12 protein-coding genes are annotated in these 19,965 nt (G+C 67.1%); 1 reads left to right on the top strand and 11 read right to left on the bottom strand.

Annotated elements, in window-relative coordinates:
• Positions 1-9: 9 nt before the first annotated feature.
• Positions 10-3,948: a two-component regulator propeller domain-containing protein gene (locus tag AC6RV7_RS05460; protein WP_500092894.1), complete on the top strand. Its 3,939-nt coding sequence runs from the start codon at positions 10-12 to the stop codon at positions 3,946-3,948.
• A 19-nt stretch (positions 3,949-3,967) separates the two neighbouring features.
• Here the strand turns inward: AC6RV7_RS05460 and AC6RV7_RS05455 are convergent, their stop codons facing one another.
• The 11 genes from AC6RV7_RS05455 to AC6RV7_RS05405 form a co-directional block, all read right to left on the bottom strand.
• Positions 3,968-5,221, bottom strand: a complete 1,254-nt coding sequence (locus AC6RV7_RS05455) for a rhamnogalacturonan acetylesterase (protein WP_500092893.1) — start codon at positions 5,219-5,221, stop codon at positions 3,968-3,970.
• A gap of 98 nt (positions 5,222-5,319) precedes the next feature.
• Positions 5,320-6,186, bottom strand: a complete 867-nt coding sequence (locus AC6RV7_RS05450) for a hypothetical protein (protein ID WP_500092892.1) — start codon at positions 6,184-6,186, stop codon at positions 5,320-5,322.
• Between the two features lie 174 nt (positions 6,187-6,360).
• Complete coding sequence (locus AC6RV7_RS05445) at positions 6,361-8,019, bottom strand: rhamnogalacturonidase (protein ID WP_500092891.1); 1,659 nt, start codon at positions 8,017-8,019, stop codon at positions 6,361-6,363.
• 36 nt (positions 8,020-8,055) lie between these two features.
• Positions 8,056-9,747 (bottom strand): GH35 family beta-galactosidase, encoded by a 1,692-nt coding sequence (locus AC6RV7_RS05440; RefSeq protein ID WP_500092890.1) that lies wholly within the window; start codon positions 9,745-9,747, stop codon positions 8,056-8,058.
• A gap of 27 nt (positions 9,748-9,774) precedes the next feature.
• Positions 9,775-10,926 carry a PKD domain-containing protein gene (locus AC6RV7_RS05435; protein ID WP_500092889.1) on the bottom strand — a complete coding sequence of 384 codons (1,152 nt, stop codon included), beginning with the start codon at positions 10,924-10,926 and terminating at the stop codon, positions 9,775-9,777.
• A 36-nt stretch (positions 10,927-10,962) separates the two neighbouring features.
• Positions 10,963-12,909 (bottom strand): rhamnogalacturonan lyase, encoded by a 1,947-nt coding sequence (locus tag AC6RV7_RS05430; protein WP_500092888.1) that lies wholly within the window; start codon positions 12,907-12,909, stop codon positions 10,963-10,965.
• A 100-nt stretch (positions 12,910-13,009) separates the two neighbouring features.
• A complete protein-coding gene (locus AC6RV7_RS05425) occupies positions 13,010-14,383 on the bottom strand; it encodes a glycoside hydrolase family 88/105 protein (RefSeq protein ID WP_500092887.1) in 1,374 nt (457 codons plus the stop codon).
• Between the two features lie 28 nt (positions 14,384-14,411).
• The gene (locus AC6RV7_RS05420) at positions 14,412-15,329 is read right to left on the bottom strand and encodes an alpha/beta hydrolase (RefSeq protein ID WP_500092886.1); all 918 of its coding nucleotides are present in this window, start codon (positions 15,327-15,329) and stop codon (positions 14,412-14,414) included.
• Positions 15,326-18,157: a glycosyl hydrolase gene (locus AC6RV7_RS05415; protein ID WP_500092885.1), complete on the bottom strand. Its 2,832-nt coding sequence runs from the start codon at positions 18,155-18,157 to the stop codon at positions 15,326-15,328. The genes AC6RV7_RS05420 and AC6RV7_RS05415 overlap by 4 nt, the downstream gene beginning before the upstream one ends.
• Positions 18,158-18,342: 185 nt before the next feature.
• On the bottom strand, positions 18,343-18,513 hold the full coding sequence (locus AC6RV7_RS05410) for a hypothetical protein (RefSeq protein WP_500092884.1): 171 nt from the start codon (positions 18,511-18,513) through the stop codon (positions 18,343-18,345).
• Positions 18,510-19,895 carry a purine-cytosine permease family protein gene (locus AC6RV7_RS05405; RefSeq protein ID WP_500092883.1) on the bottom strand — a complete coding sequence of 462 codons (1,386 nt, stop codon included), beginning with the start codon at positions 19,893-19,895 and terminating at the stop codon, positions 18,510-18,512. The genes AC6RV7_RS05410 and AC6RV7_RS05405 overlap by 4 nt, the downstream gene beginning before the upstream one ends.
• Positions 19,896-19,965 lie beyond the last annotated feature (70 nt).

The following is a 19,965-nucleotide window of genomic DNA, read 5'->3' as shown; positions in this document are numbered from 1 at the left end:
TTTCTCCGCGTGCCGTCTTCCCGCCTTCCCGCGTCCGTCGCCCGCTGTTGCGGCCGGCGCCGGCGTGCTCATTTCCTGTCGATCAGCCTGATGTTGTTGGGCTGGCTGCTGGCGGGTGCCTGGGTCCGGGCGGCGGCGCCGGTCGCGAGCTGGGTGCAAATCACGGAGGACGAAGGCCTGGCGCATTCTGATGTTCGCGCGATTGCGCAGGACCCTGCCGGCTTCATGTGGTTCGGCCTGCGCCTCGGTGGGCTGGCGCGCTACGATGGCTACGAGCTGGTGGTGCGCCAGCACGATGCGGCGGATCCGCAATCGATGGGCAACCAGATTGTCTGGGCGTTGCTCGTCGACCGGGCCGGTGCGCTGTGGATCGGCACGGAAGGCGGGCTCGATCGTTACGACCGGCAAACGGATACGTTTCGGCACTACCGGCACGAGCCAGGCCGCGCCGAGGGTTTGCCGAACAATGTCGTCACCTGCATTTACGAGGATGCTTCCGGCCGGCTGTGGGTCGGCACCCGCGAAGGGTTGGCGCGGCTGGACGATCGGGAACGCGGCACATTCCGGACCTTTCTGCGGCCGCAGGTGGTCGAGGGTAGCACCGCGAAGGATACGATCCGTTCGATCGTCGAGGATCCGACCACCGGCTTGTTGTGGCTCGGCACGAGCGACGGCCTCGCGGCGTTCGATCCGCGCACGGGCGCGTTTCTGACCTGCCTGCACGATCCCGGCGATCTCCGCAGCCTGAGCCACAATGCCGTCAACAAAGTCGTCCGCGACACGGACGGCGCGTTCTGGGCGTTGACCGAGCAGGGCGCGAACCGCTTCCGTCCGCGGATCGAACGCGTCGAACGCCACGCCGTGCAGGAACCGCGCCTGAGTTTCGACCGCGTGTATGTTCCCGGCGACGCCGGTAATCCCGGTGCGAATTTCGTGCGCGATGCGCTCGTGGATCGCAAAGGCCGGCTGTGGTTCGCTACCCGCGGCGGCGTGCACCTGTTCGATCGCGCGACGGGCAAGTTCACCTCCTACCGGCGCGTGCCGGGCGATCCGAGCAGCCTCAATGACGATCTCGTGCAGGCGATCTTCGAGGATCGCGCGGGCAACATCTGGGTCGGCACGTATGCCGGCGGGGTGAATCGGCTGCGCAGCGACGTGAAGCCGTTTCGCACGCATCGTCACAATGCCGGCGATCCCCGCACGTTGAGCGAAAACCGGATCGCGGGCCTCGCGTTCGACCCCGCCGGACGCTTGTGGGCGAGCACGGTGAATGGGCTGAACCGACTCGATGACGACGGGTGGACTCGTTTCCTGCACGACCCGCAGGATTCCGCGACGCTGCCCAGCAACGATCTGTCGACGATCGCGATCGGGTCCGACGGCGTCGTGTGGGTCGGCTCGAACTATCGCGGCATCTATCGCTACGACGGCGTGCGCTTCAGCACCTACGCGACCTCGCCGTCGAATGTGCCGGCGCCGAACGGCACCTATTCGTTTACCGGCGGGCAGGTGAATTCGCTGCTGCCCGATCCGGCCGGCGGCGTGTGGGTGGGCGCGCGCAGCTACGGGCTCGACTGGCTCGAGGGTGAGCGGTTTCGGCACTATGCTCCGCAGGCCGCGGCACCGGGCCAGGCTTCGCAGCCGACGACGAATCCGTTGCTCGGATGGCTCGCGGAGAACGGCGAACTTTGGTTCGCGACCGAAACCGAGGGACTCGTGCGGCTCGACCGGACCACCGGTCGGTTTGCCACGTATGTGCCGCCGGACGAGGCGGGCGGAGGAAGCCGGAGCCTGCACTGCCTCGCGGCAGGAGACCACGACACTCTCTGGCTCGGCGCCGCGGATGGACTGCTGAAATTCGACCGGCGCGAACAGCGCTTCGTGCGCCAGTATGGCGTGCGCGACGGACTGCCGAATCCGGCCGTGATGACGATCGTGCGCGACCGCCGGGGACACCTCTGGCTCGGCACCGCGAATGGGTTGTCCGATTTCGATCCCGTGCGGGAGACATTTCGCAACTACGATAAAGCCGACGGCCTGCCGGCGAGCGTGTTCGCCCAACGCGCCGGCGCGCTCGGGCCCGACGGGCGCGTGTATCTCGGCACGCGCGCCGGCATCGTCGAGTTCACGCCGGAAGAACTCGAGGACAACCCGGTGCCGCCGCCGGTCGTGCTGACGGAGCTGCGCTGGATCGGCGCCCCGCCGAATACGGCAAATGGCCGGCCCCCGGCGGCGATCGTCAACCTCGGCGACATCCTTCACGTTCCCGCGGGGCAGCCCGGATTTCACCTGCGTTTCTCGGCGCTGGATTTCTCGGCGCCGGAAAAGAATCAGTTTCGCTACCGGCTCGAAGGCTGGGACAACGACTGGAACACCACGTCGGCGCGCGCGCGTTCGGCCACCTACACCTCGCTGCCGCCGGGGAGCTACACGTTCCGCGTCCAGGGGAGCAACGCCGATGGCGTTTGGAATACCACGGGCGCCGCGGTGCGGATCGAGGTGGCGCCACATTGGTGGCAGACGCTCTGGCTGCGCCTCGCGGCCGGCGCGATCGCTTTCGGCGTGATCGGCGGCGGCTTGCGCTGGCGCATGCGGGTGGTGCGGCAGCGCAATGCGGAGCTCGAGCGCCAGGTGTCGTTGCGGACCGCCGAGCTGCAATACGAGGTCACCGTGCGCCAGCAGGCCGAGGCCGATCTGCGCGAGTCGCATGCGCGGCTGGAGCAGCGCGTTTCGGAGCGCACCGCGCAACTCGCGCGGATCAACGCCAGCCTGCAGGAACAGATCGCCGAGCGGCTGAAAGTGGAGGCGCAGCTGCGGCAGTCGCAAAAAATGGAGGCGATCGGCCAGCTCGCCGGCGGCATCGCGCACGATTTCAACAACCTGCTCACCGTCATCCTCGGGCAGAGCGAATTGCTCAACGAGCCCGACCTGACGCCGGTCGAGCGGGAAAACGCGGGCCGCGACATCCGCGCCGCCGCGCAGCGAGCGACGAATCTCACGCGGCAGCTCCTGGTGTTCAGCCGCCATCAGGCGATGCAGCCGGAGACGCTCGATCTCAACGACGTGGTTGCGGGCGTGGGCAAGCTCCTGCGCCACGTCATCGGCGAGCGCATCGAGCTCGAGAGCCGCACCGCGGGCGAGCCGCTGCGGACGCATGCCGATCTCGGCATGCTGGAGCAGGTGGTGTTGAACATGGCGGTGAACGCCCGCGATGCGATGCCGAAGGGCGGGCGGCTCGTGATCGCGACGTCCGCCGCGACGGTCACCGCGGAGCATTGCCAGCGTGAGCCGCGCGCGCGGCCCGGCCCGCACGTGCGTCTCACCGTTTCGGATACGGGCTGCGGCATCCCGCCGGAGGTGCTGCCGCAGATCTTCGAACCTTTCTACACCACCAAGGCCGCGGGCAAGGGCACCGGGCTCGGGCTGGCGATTTCACTCGGGATCGTGTTGCAGCACCAGGGTTGGATCGAGGTCGACACGCGCCTCGGCGAGGGCACGACGTTTCACGTTTATCTGCCGCGCAGCGAACGGGTGGAGGCGACCGGCGATGCCGAGGCGGCGCCCGCGAGCTGTCCGCGCGGCGATGCCACCGTGCTGGTCGCCGAGGACGAGGTGGCGGTGCGCATGCTCGTGACGTCGATCCTGCGGCGCCAGGGCTATCGCGTGATCGAGGCGAAGTGCGGGACCGATGCGCTGGAGCAGTGGGCCACCCACCGCGACGAGGTCGATCTGCTGCTCAGCGACGTGGTGATGCCGGGCAAGGTCGACGGCCACGAACTCGCGGCCCGGCTGGCCGCCGACAAACCCGCGCTTCGCGTGCTGCTGATGAGCGGCTACGATCCGTCGCAACTCGCGTCGGCCGGCGAGACGCTCAAGCCGCAGCTGCGCAAGCCGTTCACCGCGGACGAACTGCTTGCGGCGGTCGCGCAGGCGTTGCGCGGCGGCTAAGCGGCCGCCGCGCGGGTGCTCAGTTGCCGCGCAGGCGCGTGTCGCTGCGGAGCGGACTTGCGGCGAACTGAAACGTCTCGGGCGCGTCGGGCTGGCCCGGGTCGAAGCCGGCGAAATCCGCGACGATCTTTTTTGCGAGCGGCAGGTTGGCGTCGCGGATGCCCTGCACCACGCACTTGGCGAGTTCGTAGGCGCCGTAGTTGTTGTGATGCGTGGCGTCCTTGCCGCCCTGGTTGAAGGCGAGCGGCGCGCGTTTCTGGCCGAGCGCTTCGTAGAACGCGACGCTCATGCGATCGAGATCGATCAGGGCGACATTCTCCTCGGCGGCGACGATCCGAACCGCCTCGGTGTAGTCGCCGTGCGTATTGCGGATTTTGCCCTGCTCATCGAACGTCCGGCGCTGCATCGAGGTGACCAGCACGGGCGTCACGCCGCGCAGGCGCGCTTCCGCGATGAACACGCGCAGGTAGGCGCGGTAGGTTGTGTGGGCGTCGACGTAGGTTTGCGGCCAGTTGCGCTTCTCGTCGTTGTGACCGAACTGGATGAAGAAGTAATCGCCCGCCTTCGCCTGGCTGAGCACCTTGGCAAGGCGCAGGCCGGAAATGAACGACTTCATCGTTTCGCCCGACTCGGCGTGATTGGCGACGGCGACTTTCTCGAGAAAGCGCGGTAGCATCTGGCCCCAGCTCGCGGCCGGCTCGTAAGGCTGGTCAGTCACCGTGGAGTCGCCGAGCAGGAACACGGTCGGAACGGCGGCCGGTTCGATGTCGATCGCGGCGACGCGCGGCGCGGAACCGTTGAACTCGAGCGTGAGCTTGTCGTCCCAGCGCAGCAGGTCGGTTTCGCGTTCGTTCAACACGACCGCGGTGCCGCCGGGAGCGAATTTCTCGGGCGGCGGGATCTGGCGGTTGCGGACGTTAACGAAGAAGCGGCGGGTGACGAATTCGCCGGCACGGGTGGTCACGCGCTCGAGCATGAGCTGGCGCGATTCGGCTTTCACGGTGTTGTCGGACGCGGTGGCGGCATCGCCGAACGTGACGCTCACGCGATAGTTGCCCTCCGGCAGCGCGACCGAAAAGAAGAACGGCCGGCCTTCGGCGCTCGGTGCGGTGCCGAGATCGAAGCCCGCGCCGTTTTCTGCGGGGAAGGTCGCGGTGGGTGCCATCGCCGCGAGATCGTAGTGCCGGGGCCACGACGCCTCCGCACGGGCGGTGGCGGCGAAGGCAGCCGCGATAATGACGGTGCGAAACGCACGGAGAAGCGAGGCGGTCATGGGCAGGGGCGCGGAGCCTCGCCAGGTTTCGGACGGCGCGCAACCTGTACCGTGCTCCGGTCAGTTCGAACGCCACCCGCTACGTCCGCCCGCGCCGCTCACCGCGACAGGTCGACATCCGTTTCCACTACCTGCGGTTCGCCGAACTCGACGACGCCTCGCCGCAACCGGCGGAACACGAACTCGGGCTCGGGCATCTCGCGGCCGAAATACGGGCCGCCGCTGAGGAGGAGCGCAGGCATCGACTCGCGCAGCGAGATGCCGGTGGCTCCGGCGGTGAGGCTGGTGCGCCAGAGCAGTCGGCGCCGGCCGTTGCTGAGAGCGGCGTAATCGTAGGCGGATACGATGGCGAAATAGATATCCTGCATCGCCTGATCGTGCAGATTCTCCTGCTTGGAAGGCAGCGGCACCAGACCTTCGGCAAACTGGATGCGCCGGAGGAGGAACGTTTCGAAACGCCGGCCGCCGACGAGTCGCATCCGCTCCAGGCGGTGCCGCAGCGCCAGTTCCGGAAACATCCGGCGCATCTCGAAATCCATCTGCGAGTGGACGCCCCAATGCAGAACCAGGAACACGGAGGGGGCATGTTCCGGGCCCGCCGGCAGGAAACCGCTGGCGCGAAGTGCGCGCCGGAGCACGTCTTCCAAATAGACGGGGTCGGGGGCGGTGAACCCCGCCACCGGTTGTCCGCGCTGCTGCATGCCGGAGTTATAGATCGCGTAGTAGGCGGGGCGCTCCGGTGCCGGGGCTGGCTGCGCTCGTCCATCGGGGGTGACCTCCGTCAGCACGGTCATTTCCAGCTGCGGATTGCGCTGAAACGCTTTGGGCAACAGCTCCAAATGGAAGCCCGGTTCCCGCTCGTTGGTCGGAGTGGTGAGCGCGGGCAGCGGCAGGTTTGATGCGCCTGCGACACGGGTCGCGACGGCCAAGCCGAAAACGGCTCCGCAACGGATGAAGGCATTCATGTTCGACTGAAGACTCTAGGCGTCAGTGAACCGGGGTGCGTGTGTGAACCTGGAGAGGATTGTCGTCCCTCCCCGCGCGTGGAGCAAGGAAACGATGCCGCAAGCAATCGAAGGCGGGTCAAAATCCGCCGCTACCGCGGAGTGCCGGAAGCCACCGAGCGGGACGAAGCCGCCCTAAAAGCTGCGATCGGACACGGCGTCGAAGCGGACGTCGTCGACGCCCGAACACCGGTGCGCTTCGAAATCGGCGACCTGTCGCAGCACGAAGCGCGGCGAAGCCGGGTCGGCGGGCAGGCGGACATTTTCGAACGTGACGCCCTCCGCCTGTTCGAGCACGACCAGCGGCCGGGTGTCGGCCGTCTGGAAGCGTAACGTAACCGCGGATACGGTCAGCGCGCGCACGTGACGCGCGTAGACGAAACTGGCGGGCAGCAGCCCGAACATGCTCGGCTCGGGATAAGCGGCGGCGCGCTGGGGCACCGCGAACGGATCGCGCGGACCCGTGATGCCTGCTTCATCGCCGCGGAGGAAAAACGGGTTCACGAGCTCCGCGGGCTGACGCGCGACGATCTCGGGAGAAAGGCCGCCGCGGGAGACGAGATGCAGGTCGCTGAGCGTGAGGTCCTCGATCGGATAATTCTCGAGCCCCGCGATCAGGATCGGATAACGCGCGTCGCAGTCGTTGACGGTGACATGGCTGATTTGCACCCGCCGGATGGCGCCGATCGGCGTGCCGGCGGGGCCGCGGGCGCGGTTGCCCAGTCGGAGGAAGATCGGCGCGTTCACGATTTCGCTCATCGCGAGATTCGTGACGGTGACATCCTCGATCACCCCGCCGTCGACGCTTTCGAGCGCGAGGCCGCGGGAGCGGACAAAGATGCAGTTCGCGATGGTGATGTTGCGAAAATCACCGTTCGACTCGGTGCCGAACTTGATGCGGCCGGTCGGACCGTCGCGATCGGGCGCGCGTTCCTGCGTGCGACGGAACGTGCCGTCGAGCATCGAGCCAACGTCGAAACCGCTCACCGTGCAGTTGGTGATGGTGACGTTCTCCGTCGAGCGGCGCTCGCCGAGCGCGTAACTGGCCTTGAGCACGATGGCGTCGTCGTTTGGCGTGTTGACGCTGCAGTTCGAGATGCGCACGTGGCGGCAGGCGTCGATGTCAAAGCCGTCGCGATTCGAGTCGACCTTGACGTTGTCGATCGTGAGGTGGTCGACGCCGGTGGCGAGGAGCGCGAAGTGGCCGGCGTTGAGCACGGAGAAATCGCGGAGCGTGACGTTGCGGCAGTTCTTCAGCGCGATGGCCTTGTTGCCGATGCCGCTCATGTCGCGTTCCGGGCCGCGGGCCTGGCCGCTGCCGGGTTCGCCGACCGGGCGTTTCGGCGGCGGTCCGTGGCGGACGAGTCCCGCAGTGCCGTCGATGAAGCCGGGACCGACGATGGAAACGTTTTCCAGGCCCTCGCCCCAGATCAGGCTGTTGCGCCAGTGACTGTGCCCGAAATCCTGATACAGATTGGAGGGATTCGGTTCCGGGTCGTCGTAGCGGCCGAGCCCGGAGGCGGGGTCGACCGCGACGAGGACGGCGCCGGGATCGAAGCGCAGCTGCAGGTGGCTGCGCAGCCGGAGCGAGAAGCTCAGGTAGCGGCCAGCAGGAAGGCGGACGACACCTCCACCGGCGGCGGCCGCCGCCTCGATCGCGGCGTTGATCGCTGGCGAGTCGAGGGCGACACCATCGCCCTTCGCGCCGAAATCGCGCACATTGAAATCGACGGGCGTCATGGCGAGAGCGGCGCTGGCGAGAAACGGCAGCAGGAAGAAACGGAGGAACGACATGCGTGACGGCGGGCGGAGCGTGGAGTGCGCGGCGGTTTACCGGTAGCGGTAGAGCGTCACGCGCTGGCTGGTCGGGCCGTCAGGACCGAAGCGGAGGCCGGCGCCGGACTGGCGCGCGGCAGCTTGTTCGGCGAGATGATAATTCAGCATGATGTCGTCGCCGCTCATCTTGCGGGTCGCAGTCCAGCGACCGTCCCGGAACGTGCCGGTTTCGGCGTCCGCGATGCCGTCGATCGGATCGCCCGGCGTGGCCGGAGAGAACGTGATCTGCACGTCGGTCGCGGTGACGAGGAATTCGTCGGGACCGAGCGCGGCGATGAGCGCGTAACCGGTGTCGCTCATGAAACTCTGGTCGCGGGAATTGCGGCGGAGTTCGACGTGCAAGGTGTGGTTGCCGAGTTTGATGTCTTGCGCGGGCTTGTCGCGGTTGAGCCAGGCGGCGCGGAGGGTGCCGGCGGATTGGTGTTCGAGAATAAAGGCGGACTGGTCGCGCAGCACGGCGTAGGCGCGGGCGAGCGGCAGGTTTTCGAGATCGGTCGGCGCGGGCGTGCCGGGAGGCGGGCGGAGGCCCACGAGACGCGCGGTGTTGTCGATGCCGAAGGGCGAATAGCCGATCGCGGCGTGCGCGCCGATGGCGTAGAACGCGTTGGCGACACCGGCGCGATCGCCGCGCGATTCGGGCACGAAGAGCGGATTGTCGGAACGGTGGAACGCGGCGACGTGCTCGTCGAAATTCGGCAGGTAGATGTCGGGGCAGTTGAGATCGATCGCGGGCGCGCCGGCTTTCCAGACGTCGAGCGAAAGCGGTTGCGGACCGCCGCTCGGATAATCGCCGGGGCGCTTGTCCTCCGGTTGCACGATCCAGGTGTTGGTGAACACGGGCAGCGGCAGCACGGCTTTGCCGGCCGCGGTCATGTGATGCATGTAGCGCGCGTAGTGCCACGCCATGAACAGTTCATCCGTTGCGGGCGAGTGGCCGAAGACCTCCGTCCAAGTGCCTTGAGCTTTCTTGCCGGCGGCGGTCCAGAGGCGGAGCAGCGCGGGCGAGAGGGTGGCTTCGTTGCGTTGCAGCGCGGCCATCAACTCCGACGGCACGGGCGCGGCGAAGGCGGTGTTGGCAGCGTCGCCGCGATCGCGGGAGTCGCCGAGGACACCGACCTCGTTCTGCATCTGAATCATGACGACCGTGTGCTGCGGATCGACGTCGCGCAGATGCTCCATGAATTTCACGTAGGCGCGGGTGTCGGCATCGCGCGCCGCGGTCGAAAACGGGCTGAGGATCTCGACGGAGTCGCCGCTCGCGAGGCGGACGCGCGGGAAGCGTGCCTGGTCGTGTTTCACCCAGGTGGGCACGAAGCTGGAAACGCTGTTCTTCCAGCTGCCGAACCAGAGAAACATGACGCGCAGGTCGTGCTCGCGCGCGCCGGCGAGCAGCTGGTCGACGAGGGTGAAATCGAAGCGGCCTTCCTCCGGTTCGACCCACGCCCAGGCGACGGCAACGAGCACGGTGTTGAGATTCAGCCGGGCCATGTTCGGCCAGACTGAGGTTTTCATGTATTCGAGATCTGACGACGCGGTGTTGGCGATCTCGCCGCCGCGGACGAGATAAGGCCGCCCGTCGACGATGAGCTGGGTGGCCTGGCCGCGGACTTCCAGCCGCGGGAGCTCCGGAGCCGCCTGCACCGAACAGGCGAGCAGCAGGGAGCCGAACAGGGAGCGGAGTTTCATGGGGAGAGAAAGCGACGGACGCTGGAATCAGCGGAGTTGCACGTCCCAGACTTTCGAGCGGCGGGCGGTGCCGTCCGGGCCGGAGACTTCGAGGACGATGACGTAGCTGCCGGGTTTGGCGTAGGCGTGCTGCGGGTGCTGCTCGGTCGACGTGGAGCCGTCGCCGAAGGTCCATTTCCAGGAGGTGACATTGCCGACCGAGAGATCCTTGAACGCGACGAGGCGTCGATCCATGTCGACGACCTGCCAGCTCCATTGCGCGGCGAGCTTCGGCACGAACTCGGGTTCGAGCGGCATGAGCCGGAAAGCGCACAACTCCGACGCGTGGCCGTAGGACGTGCGTTGCGGCGACAGTACCCAGAAGCCGCGCGGCGAGGGCCCGTCGTAGTCGATCACGATATAGGAAAGACCGATGATCTTGTCTTCGCGGAGCACGGATTCGACGGCGCGCTGCGGACCTTCGGGTCCGGCGTAGTCGAAGGGCGTGATCCAGAATTCGAGGGTGAGCTTGCCGGATTCGCCGTGTTTGAACTGGAAGGATTGCGCGGCATTCGCCCAGGGAAATTCCTTGGTCCATGTCGGCGCGCCCCACATCAGCGCCCAGTCCTTGTCCACCGCGGGCGTGAAAATATGATAGTTCTGTGCGTGCACCCCGTGAACCGTCCAGTTGGCGTCGTCGACGCTGATGCGGTCGTCCGGACGGGCGGCGGCTTCGCCCACGCGGTCGGGCGTCCAGAATTCCTTGTGGCCCTTGTCGATGAACGGGCCGCCGGAGGCGTCGCCGTCGACCATGATCTCGAAAGTGTCGTTGCGCAGGTCGGGCGAGGCGAAGTCCCAGTAATCGTCCTCGGCTTCGTAGAGGAAATAGAGCCGGTTGAGGCCCTTCACCCAGCCCACCTTCACGCTGAAGGCGAGGGTGCGGTCACCGGCGGCGGGCTGCGACTGCGACGTGTTGTGCATCTGGTCGCGGTGCACGGCGTAGCGCTCGGGCACCATGGCCCAGTCCGAGGCGTCGCCGTCGATGCGCGGGATCCGGTCGGCGGGGAATTGAAAGATTGGATACGTCATGTCCGGCTTCTCGAGGGCGGAGGCGGTGGACGCGAGGAACAGGCCGGACGCGGCCAGGAGCGCGCCCCGCAGGAACGGGGCGCAGCGAAGCACTTGTGGCAACGAGGACATCGGTCGGGCGGGTTGAAAAAGACGGCGGGCGCGCCCTTATGGATAACGGATCGCGGGCGGCGCAGGCAGCGGGGCGGATTCGGCGAGGTAGAAGCTGGGATGCGGCGGCTGGTTGTAGGCGACGTTCTGCCAGGCGACGCTCAGGCGATATTGCGGATCGTGCATCAGCGTGAAGAGCCGGTGCTTCGTCGGGATCGTGCTCGTGTAGATGCGCAGCTCGCGATTGTCGCGCGTGCGCCAGATGACCTCCTCGCGCCAGTCGCCCCAGAGGTCGCAGCTCACCGCGGGCGTCGCCTTGGTGCCGTTGTTCGAGGTGCAGGCGTGGGCGACGAGGAGCGGGTCGATGGTTTCCGTTTCCCAGTTCCATTTCACGATGCGGTTCTGATCGAGCAACTCGTGGAGTAGATCGCCGTCCCAGAGGAGGCCGAAATTGCACGGGAAACCGCGCGGACGGCGTTCGAGGAAACGGCGGCCGGTGGCGTCGTAGAGGCCGTCCATTCCAGCGCCCGCGGCCCAGCTCTCGGCGCCGGGGAAACGCGGATCGATGTTGAACGCGTTGCCGCGGCCGGGGCCTTCGCCCTTGTCGCCACCGGAATCGGCGGCTTTCACGGAAGGAATGGTGAAGATGGGGCGTCCCGTGCGGGCGTCGCGGAGGCTCATGCCTTGCTCATCGAAACGCTCCTGGATGTCGAAGATCTCGAGGCCGGGATTCGACGGCACGAGGTCGCCGACGTGCAACACGTCACCGTGTCCCCAGCCGGTCGAGTAGAGGCCGGTGCCGTCGTCGTCGATCACGGCGGCGCCGTAGACGATTTCGTCGCGGCCGTCGCCATCGACGTCGGCGACGGAAAGGTTGTGATTGCCCTGGCCGCGATAGGCGCGGTTCTCGGGCGAGGCATCGCTGTCGAACACCCAGCGTTGCGTGAGCGTGCCGTCGCGCCAGTCCCACGCGGCGAGCACGGCGCGCGTGTAGTAGCCACGGCACATGACGAGGCTCGGGCGTTCGCCGTCGAGGTAGGCGATGCCGGCGAGATAGCGGTCGCTGCGGTTGCCGTAGCCGTCGCCCCAGATTTCGGCGAGTTCCTCCGGTGTGGGATCCGATTTCGTCGGATGCCGCGCGGGGACGTAAGGCGTGGTGGCGAGCTCGGCACCGGTGCGGCCGTCGAAGATCGTGAGATACTCCGGACCGCGGAGAATATGGCCTTGCGCGTTGCGGTGATCGGCCTGCGGGTCGCCGATGACGCGACCGGTGCCGTCGATCGTGCCGTCGGCGGTCTTGCACGCGATCTCGGCGCGACCATCGCCGTCGAGATCGTAAACCATGAACTGCGTGTAATGCGCGCCCTCGCGGATGTTGCGACCGAGGTGAATCGTCCAGAGCAGCGTGCCGTCGAGCTTGTAAGCCTGCAGCAGGGTGTCGCCGGTGACGCCGGAGCGGGAGTTGTCCTGCGGATTTTGCTCCTGCTTCAATACGATCTCGTAATCGCCGTCGCCGTCGAGGTCGCCGACCGAGGCATCGCCTGGCGTGTAGCCGTCGGGGGTTTGCAGCGGGATCGCGTGATAAGGCAGCGGCGCGGCGTTGGCGGAAATCACGAACGGCGCGCTCGGCTCGCCCTCGCGGCCATCGATCACAGGGCGGACGAAGTAGCGCGTCTCGCGTTCGAGCCGCGCGTGCGCGTCGACCAGCCAGGTGACGTCGGCGAGGGGAGCGTCGTTCAATTTCCGGGTGCCCGTCCAGGGGTCAGGGCGCGAGCCGAAGGGCCCGGTGTCTTCGGGCGAACCGGCGCCGGTCGTGCGATAGACGTTGAAGGCGATGTTGGCCGGGTCGGTGGCGAACAGTCTCCAGGAAACGAATACGCCGCCGTCCGGCTGCTGGACGGCGACGACACCGCGGGAGAGGCGCTCCATGACGCGCGGGGCCGGCGCGGCGGCGGCGGCGATCGAAAAGAAAAGGGCGAGCGTAAGGCCAAGGATCGATTTCATGGCGAAAGAGACGGGTGGAGACGGCCGGACTCGCAGAGCCCGGATTTAGGAGAACGCGGCCGGATTTACGGCTCCGGCCGGAGAAAAAGGAACGAACGGCTCAGTGTCCGGTCGCGCGGTCGAAGTGCACGCCGCCGTCGTGGATCACCGCGACGGCGCCCTTGCCGCGGCGCAGCGCGATCATCTCGGCGCCGGCGAGCAGCACGGGACCGTAGCCGTGCGCGGCGTGGACGTTGGTCGGGCGGTAGTAATAGAACATCGGATCGAAGCCCATGCCGGTGCCGACGCAGGTGCCCTCGACCTGGCCTTGGGCGTTCACCTTTTGCGCGACGGCGTTCCAGCCGAGCGAGACGATGGGGCCGTAGGCCTTTTCGTCGAGCCAGCCGCGATTGATGCCGCGGGCGATGGCGTAGACGAACATCGCGGACGCGGACGTTTCGAGGTAGGAATCGTTGCGATCGAGCAACTGGTGCCAGAGCCCGGCGCCGCCTTGGCGCGTCGCCAGCCCTTCGACATGCGCGCGATATTGGGCGAGCACGTTTTCGCGGGCGGGATGATCGGCCGGCAGGACTTCAAGCAGTTCGGCCATGGCGACGATGGCCCAGCCGTTGGCCCGCGCCCAGTAGAAGGCCGGGTGGGGATCCATTTCCTGGATCCAGCCGTGGCGGTAAAGCTTCGTATCGGAAACAAACATACGCTCGGAGAACTGCGCGATCTGGCGGGCGGCGTCGTCGAAATAGCGCCGTTCGCCGGTCAGCGCGCCCATCTGCGCGAGCGCCGGGACGCTCATGTAGAGATCGTCGAGCCAGAGCGCGTTGGGCATCGGGCGGTTGCGGGCGAGGGTGCCGTCGGTCAACCGGAACTGGCGGTTCGAGATGAAATCGAGGAAGCGGTCGATGCTGGGGCGCAGGGCAGCGGTTTGCACGCCAGCGCGCGCGGCCTTGATCATGCCGGCGGCCATCGCGCCGGAGTCGTCGAGCGTGCGCGGCTGCCGCACCGAGCGGAGGCTGAGCATCGCCTCGCGCGGCGGCAGGTCGGCCGGGAGCGGCTGCGCACCAAAGTGGTTGGCGAGCGCGGCGAGGGTGCCGAGACGGCTGTCAACATAGTCGCGATAGCGCGCGTCCTCGGTCACGGCCGCGACATGCATCATACCGGCGTAGGTGACGCCCCATTCGTAGCTGGTGAGCAGAAACGTCGTGCGGGTGAGCGCGGGGTGCGCGGGAAGGTGGGCGAGATCGGTGACCGGCTGACCGGAAGCGCGATCGACGATCTGCGGCTTGGTCTCGGCGTCGACGTAGGCGAGGACGCGATCCAGCACGGTCTTGATCTCCGCTTCGGTCGCCGGCTCGTAGGCCACCGGATAATCGGGCCGCATCATGTGCAGCGCGGTGGGGGGCGGCGGCGTTTGCGCGAAAACGGGCAGGGTCGTCGCGAGCGTGAAGGACGCCAGGAGGAGGGATCGAAGGATGGACATGATGAAGTGAAGGCGGGGCGGTCGCCGGTCAGGATTTGGCCGGCGTCAACAGGTCGCGGGCGCGCAGCCATTCCTCGGCGCGTTTCGGCCACGCGGAAGAGGTGCCGAGTCCGTCGCGCATGCCCATGCCGTGGCCGCCGCGTTCGAACAGATACATTTCCGCGGGCACCTTGGCGCGGGTGAGCGCCTGGAAGAACAGGATGCTGTTTTCCACCGGCACCGCCTGATCGGCCTGCGTATGGATAAGCAGCGTCGGCGGCGTGTCGTTCGTCACTTGCTTCTCGACGGACATCAGCTGCAGCAGCGCGGGATCCGGATTTTTGCCGAGCAGTTGCTGGCGCGAACCAGCGTGAGTGTAGGGATCGTCGAGCGTGATCACCGGATACATCAAAATCAGGAAATCAGGACGCGCGTTGACACTGTCGAGCGGCGCGCCGGTTTTGCCCGCGGGATGATTGAAGAGCGTGCCGGCGCTGGCGGCGAGATGGCCGCCGGCGGAACTGCCCATGACGCCGATGCGCGCGGGATCGATTTTAAACTCAGCCGCGCGCGAACGCACGATGCGCACGGCGCGCAACACATCCTGCAGCGGCGCGGGGTGACCGAAATCGCCGACGCGATTCGTGAGGATGAACGACGTGACGCCGAGCGTGCTGAGCCAGTTCGCGTATTGTACGCCTTCGCGCTCGCGCGAGAGCCCGGAATAACCGCCGCCGGGACAGATGATCACCGCGGTGCCATTGGGGCGATCGATGGCGGGACGCACGAACGTGAGCGTGGGATTCGCGATGTGCGTGACCCAGCCTCGCCCGTCGACCTGCTCGGGGCCGACCTCCGGTTTCGCATTCGGCACGCCCTCGGGCCAGAGGGGAAACGTGCGGTCGTCGGTGACGGCGAATGCGCTCGAGAGCGCGGCGGAGAACAGGGCGAGGCGGAGGAATTTCATGGGGTCGATGGCGGTTGCAGCGGAACGAGGACGCCGAGCTTGACGGGGCCGAGCAGTCCGGAGTTGCGCGGCGTCCACCGCGCGGCGGTGAAAAGTCCGTCGGGGCCGACATTCTCGCGCCGCCGGGCGGGCATGTTGGCGTTGTAGAATTTTTTCCACGTGACGCCGCGCCGATCGAGATCGGCGATCCGGTTCGCCGCGAGGTTCGTGACGGAAATCGTCAACGTGTTCTCGTCGCGAAGCTGGTCCGCGGGAATCGTCACACGCCACGGCGCGCGAATCAGCGTGGCGAGCTCGCGGCCATTGAGCGTGACGCGCGCGCTGTCGGCGACGTGGCCGAGATCGAGCTCAAACGCGGACGCGCCGCCGGAGGGGCGCGGAAACGTCGTCGTGTAGGTCGCGGTGCCGGAGAACGCGCGGCCGAGATCGCCGGCGAAATCGGTCCACGAGCTCAGGGCCGTCAACGACGCATCGGCGGGGAGCTGCGGACCGCCGCGGACGAAATGCACCTGCCACGGTTCGCGGAGCTCAACCGCCTCGCCGTTCGCGCGCCAGTAGGACCACGCGGGGGCTTGGGCGGTGTCGTGGCGGAATTGCACGATCGTCGACGCGCCGGGTGCGAGTTGGAGGTAAACCTCGGAGACGGCATGCGAAGCGGAGTCCTGGTTTTTGCGCAGCGCGGCGAGGCCGAGTTGCCCCGTCATCGGTTCGAATTGCGCGGCACGGTCGGCGGAAGTGTTGAACGGGACCCACGCGTCGAGCGGACGATCGCTGCGGTTGACGAGGAAATACGCGGCGCCCTCGGGCGTGCGGCGTCGGACATATTCGAGGCCCAGGCTCACGAGTTTTTCCTGCGGGAGCCGGGACGCGGCGAGCAGCGCGTCGACGTCGGGGGCGAGGATGAAGCGTCCGCGGCCGACCGGGGCGACGCTCGTGTCGCCGTGGCGTTCAAGCCGGGCGCGAATCTGCGCGAGCAGGCGGTCGAATTCCGGCTGGCGTTGCGGGCCGAGGAAACCTGGCGCGCGGCGAGGGAGCTCGCCGACTACGAGGACGGTCGCGCCGTCGGACGCGAGCTGCACGAGCCGCGCGAGCGTATCCACGGGCATGTGACGCGTGTCGGGCAGGACGATGGCGCGGTAGCGCGAAACCGGAGCGGACGCGAGCAGCCGGTCGGAAATGAAGTCGAAGCCGACGCCGCGCTCGAGCAACGCGGCGCCGGTGGCGGCAGCGCTGGTGCCGATCGGATCGCGGCCGTGGCCGAAGTGTGGCATCGTGCCCTCGCCGCGCTCGGCCCAGCGGTCGTGGATATTGTAATACAGCAACACGTCCTCGTCGCCCTCGCCGTGTTGCAGGAAGGACTGGACGCGGGCGACGTAGGTGTTGAGCGCGCCGAAATCCTGCCAGAATGGATTCGCCGGGCTGAGCTCGACGGAGGCGTAGAACTGGAAACCCGGCCACGGATCGTCGGCGGGCGAGAGAGCCGTGCCGTGGTAGACGACATGGTTGATGCCGCCGAGGAAGAAGTCGTCGGCGTTGTCCTTCAGTTCGGACAAGGTGGTCAGGAAATGCTCGTTGAGCCAGGTGGCGATTTCGGCGGCGGCGAGCGGCTTGCCGGTGAGGTGCGCGGCGGAAGAGGCGAGCTTCATGGCGAGCCGGCCGTTGCCCTCTTGCTCGGGGATGTCGCTGGCGACGTAGAGATCGAGAATATTGGCGGGTGCGTTGTGCGCCTGATTGCGAATGAGGACGCCGCGACGGTTGGCCCACGCGCGCCAGGGCTGCGTGAATTGCTCCAGCAGGAGATCGGAAACGGTTTCGCGGTAATCGCTCAGCACCTGCTCATCGCCGTGGAAGAATCGCGGCAGCTGCTGGCGCAAATCGTAGCCGCGGAGCCGTTGGAACTCGGCGAAGAAACGCGGGGTGAAATCGGATTCGCCCTCGGAATCGTCGACTTCGTAGGAGTCGTTGAAGAACGCCCGCAGGCCGGAGAGATCGCGACCCGCGAACGCCTCGTCGAAGCGGGCGAGATAGTGGTCGAGCGCGGTGGAGGACAGGTGGTCGATGGCGTAGCCCTCGGCGCCGGGCGCGGCGCGCTCGACCATCTTGCCGTGCTGGCCGAGGAAAAGCGCGTAGAGCGTCCATCGCCCGCTGCCGGCGGGCGCGGTCCAGTTGAGCTCGCCCCGGGCGTCGACGCGATCGGTGAGGTCGATCGCGGGGCCGGTGTTGTCGCGATAGGCCATGAGCGACACGAGCGGGAGCGGCGTTTTGAAACGGACCTGGTCGATCGCGAGCTCCTGCAGGTTGTCGTTGGTGGCGACCGGTTGTTTCAGCGTGTCGAGGGCGACGCGGCGCGGGCCGGCGAAACGAAGGACGGGCTTTTGTTCGAAGGCGACGCGTTGTGTGAACGAGCTGCCGGCTTCGACTTCGAAGATGCGGTGTGCGAGATAGTGGGCGGCGTCGCGATCGGTGACCCACGGTCCGCCGAACGGCCAGCCGGTGCCGTTGGCGAGATCGATTCCGAGCTCGAGCCGCCGACCCTCGGCGAGCGTGTGTTCGAGCAGACCGACCCAGCGCGGCGAGAGAAAGGGGACGAATTGTTTTTCGTAACCGTGCACGCCGTAGATCGGCGTGATCTCGAGACCTCCGAGGCCGACCGACGCGCACGCTTCCATTGAAGCGGTGAGGGATTTTTCGTCGGCGATGTTGCCGAGCCACCACCAGCGGGTCCACGGCTTCGTCTCCGGGCGGACGGCGGGCCAGGCGAGATCCGTGGCGAACGCGGACGGAACGGCAATGAGCAGGGCAAACGAAAGCAGCAAGCGGGAGGGCATAAGGCGCGGGGAACGGCGCGGACGGGGAATGTCGTGCGCGTGGGGGAAGTCGCAAACGAAGGATCGTCGGATCGTCAGGAGCATGGGAGTTCTCCCGTAAAAGCAACCGGGCCGGTCTTGCGACCGGCCCGGCGTGGAAGCGTTGCGGATGTCGGCAGCGGTGGCCGGCGGAGGAGGTCGGTGTCTCAGGCGGTGCCGCCGTGAAGCCAGCGCGGTGCGGCGATGAACCACAGAAGCGTGCCGACAAGCATGGTGTGTTTCATGGCGGCGTCGGAGAGGACTCCGGCGGCGAAGAGGATGGCGGGACCGAGCGTGAGGACGAGCGCGAGAAGGGCGACGAGGCGGGCGAGTTTCATGAGGCGACGGCGACGGGCGCGGGGTTGCGGAGGAAGAGTTTGGAAAAAACAATATACAGGATGCCGCAGGCGATCCACACCGGCACGGTCATGTAAGATGCAAAAATGTTATATTGCTTGTACAAATAGAAGAAGACGGCGACCGGAAGCACCCACGCGAGGAGCGCGGCGACATTGAAGGGCGAGCCGGTGCGTTCGGCCCAGTTGGACGTGAGGTTCAGCCGCCGCGCGAAGTAGTGGTCCACGACGATGATCGCGCCGACGGGGGCGAGCACCGTCCCGTAGATGCCGACGAAATCGAGGAGCTTCATGGCGAACGCGGGGAAAAGCCCGGCGATGGTCGCGACCGTGCCGGCGATGATCGTGCCGGTGTTGCGCGAGATCGCGGGCAGCACGCCCTGGAAGGCGAGGCCGGCGCGATAGATGGTGGGATTGGCGGTGGTCCAGCCGGCGATGACGACACAGATCAGTCCGGCCCAGCCGGTGGCGGAAAAGACCATCGGACCGGGGGCGTTGGAGGCGTCGGCGCCGCGCTGCTGCAGTTCGAGCGCGAAGAGCAGCGAGGCGCAGATCCACGCGACGTAATGGCCGAGGAACATGCCGGCGGCGGCCGCCCAGCCGGAGGAGTTTTTCCGCGCGTAGCGGAAGATGGAAAGATCCGACATGCCGAGGTGCATGGCGGCGTTGCAGAGCCAGGAGAACAGCACGATGCCCACGAAGCCGATGCTGGCTTGGCCGTTGAGGGCGACGCCGGTCCAGATCTTCGACGGCTCGAGCGAGGCGAGCTTCGGGAGCGTGCTCAGTCCGCAGGCGACGAAAACGAGAAACATCCACGGCGCCGCGAGATGGCCGACGCGGGCGACGAAGGAATAGCCGCGCACCGCGACGACCGTCTGGAGCGCGCCGAGGATCACGACCACGACGCACCACGCGAGACCCGTCGGCATCGTGTCGGTGAAGGTCGGCATCTGCACGCCGGGGAAGGGGACGCCCACCGCGGTGGCCGACACCGTGACCATCGCGCCGGCGAGGAAACAGAAGAGGACGCCGTTCGCGAGATTGTATAACGACACGAGTTTGCGGCCGCAGATCTTCTCCAGCTTATAGTAAAGCGTCATTCGCAGGTCAGTGGCGATCGGCGTGGTGAGATAGCGCCAGGTGAGGACCGCGAGGATGTTGCCCAGCAAAAGTCCGACGATGACGTCGACGGCCGAGGCGCCCCACGCGATGAAGAGCGGCCCGAGCATGAACTCGGTGCCGGCCGTATGCTCACCGGCATACATGCCCCAGAAGGAGCTTGGGCCCTTGAGCGCGTGATTGGGCACGCGCTCGCGTTCGTATTCGTTGACCTCGGTGGTGGCGGTGGTGGATGCGTCTGCCATGATGACGGGGGTTCGGGCCGCGGTGATCCGGCGGCGGAGTGCGCCGATGCCGCACGAGCGCGCCGCGGCT

This window comes from Opitutus sp. sgz309028 (assembly GCF_059821195.1).
Note: the sequence above shows the minus strand (reverse complement) of the source record. Positions and strands in the feature narration are given on the sequence as shown.

Coding starts and splice junctions, on each gene's coding strand:
- AC6RV7_RS05455 (WP_500092893.1), bottom strand. CDS start 5,221: ATGACCGCCTCGCTTCTCCGTGCGTTTCGCACCGTCATTATCGCGGCT.
- AC6RV7_RS05450 (WP_500092892.1), bottom strand. CDS start 6,186: ATGAATGCCTTCATCCGTTGCGGAGCCGTTTTCGGCTTGGCCGTCGCG.
- AC6RV7_RS05445 (WP_500092891.1), bottom strand. CDS start 8,019: ATGTCGTTCCTCCGTTTCTTCCTGCTGCCGTTTCTCGCCAGCGCCGCT.
- AC6RV7_RS05440 (WP_500092890.1), bottom strand. CDS start 9,747: ATGAAACTCCGCTCCCTGTTCGGCTCCCTGCTGCTCGCCTGTTCGGTG.
- AC6RV7_RS05435 (WP_500092889.1), bottom strand. CDS start 10,926: ATGTCCTCGTTGCCACAAGTGCTTCGCTGCGCCCCGTTCCTGCGGGGC.
- AC6RV7_RS05430 (WP_500092888.1), bottom strand. CDS start 12,909: ATGAAATCGATCCTTGGCCTTACGCTCGCCCTTTTCTTTTCGATCGCC.
- AC6RV7_RS05425 (WP_500092887.1), bottom strand. CDS start 14,383: ATGTCCATCCTTCGATCCCTCCTCCTGGCGTCCTTCACGCTCGCGACG.
- AC6RV7_RS05420 (WP_500092886.1), bottom strand. CDS start 15,329: ATGAAATTCCTCCGCCTCGCCCTGTTCTCCGCCGCGCTCTCGAGCGCA.
- AC6RV7_RS05415 (WP_500092885.1), bottom strand. CDS start 18,157: ATGCCCTCCCGCTTGCTGCTTTCGTTTGCCCTGCTCATTGCCGTTCCG.
- AC6RV7_RS05410 (WP_500092884.1), bottom strand. CDS start 18,513: ATGAAACTCGCCCGCCTCGTCGCCCTTCTCGCGCTCGTCCTCACGCTC.
- AC6RV7_RS05405 (WP_500092883.1), bottom strand. CDS start 19,895: ATGGCAGACGCATCCACCACCGCCACCACCGAGGTCAACGAATACGAA.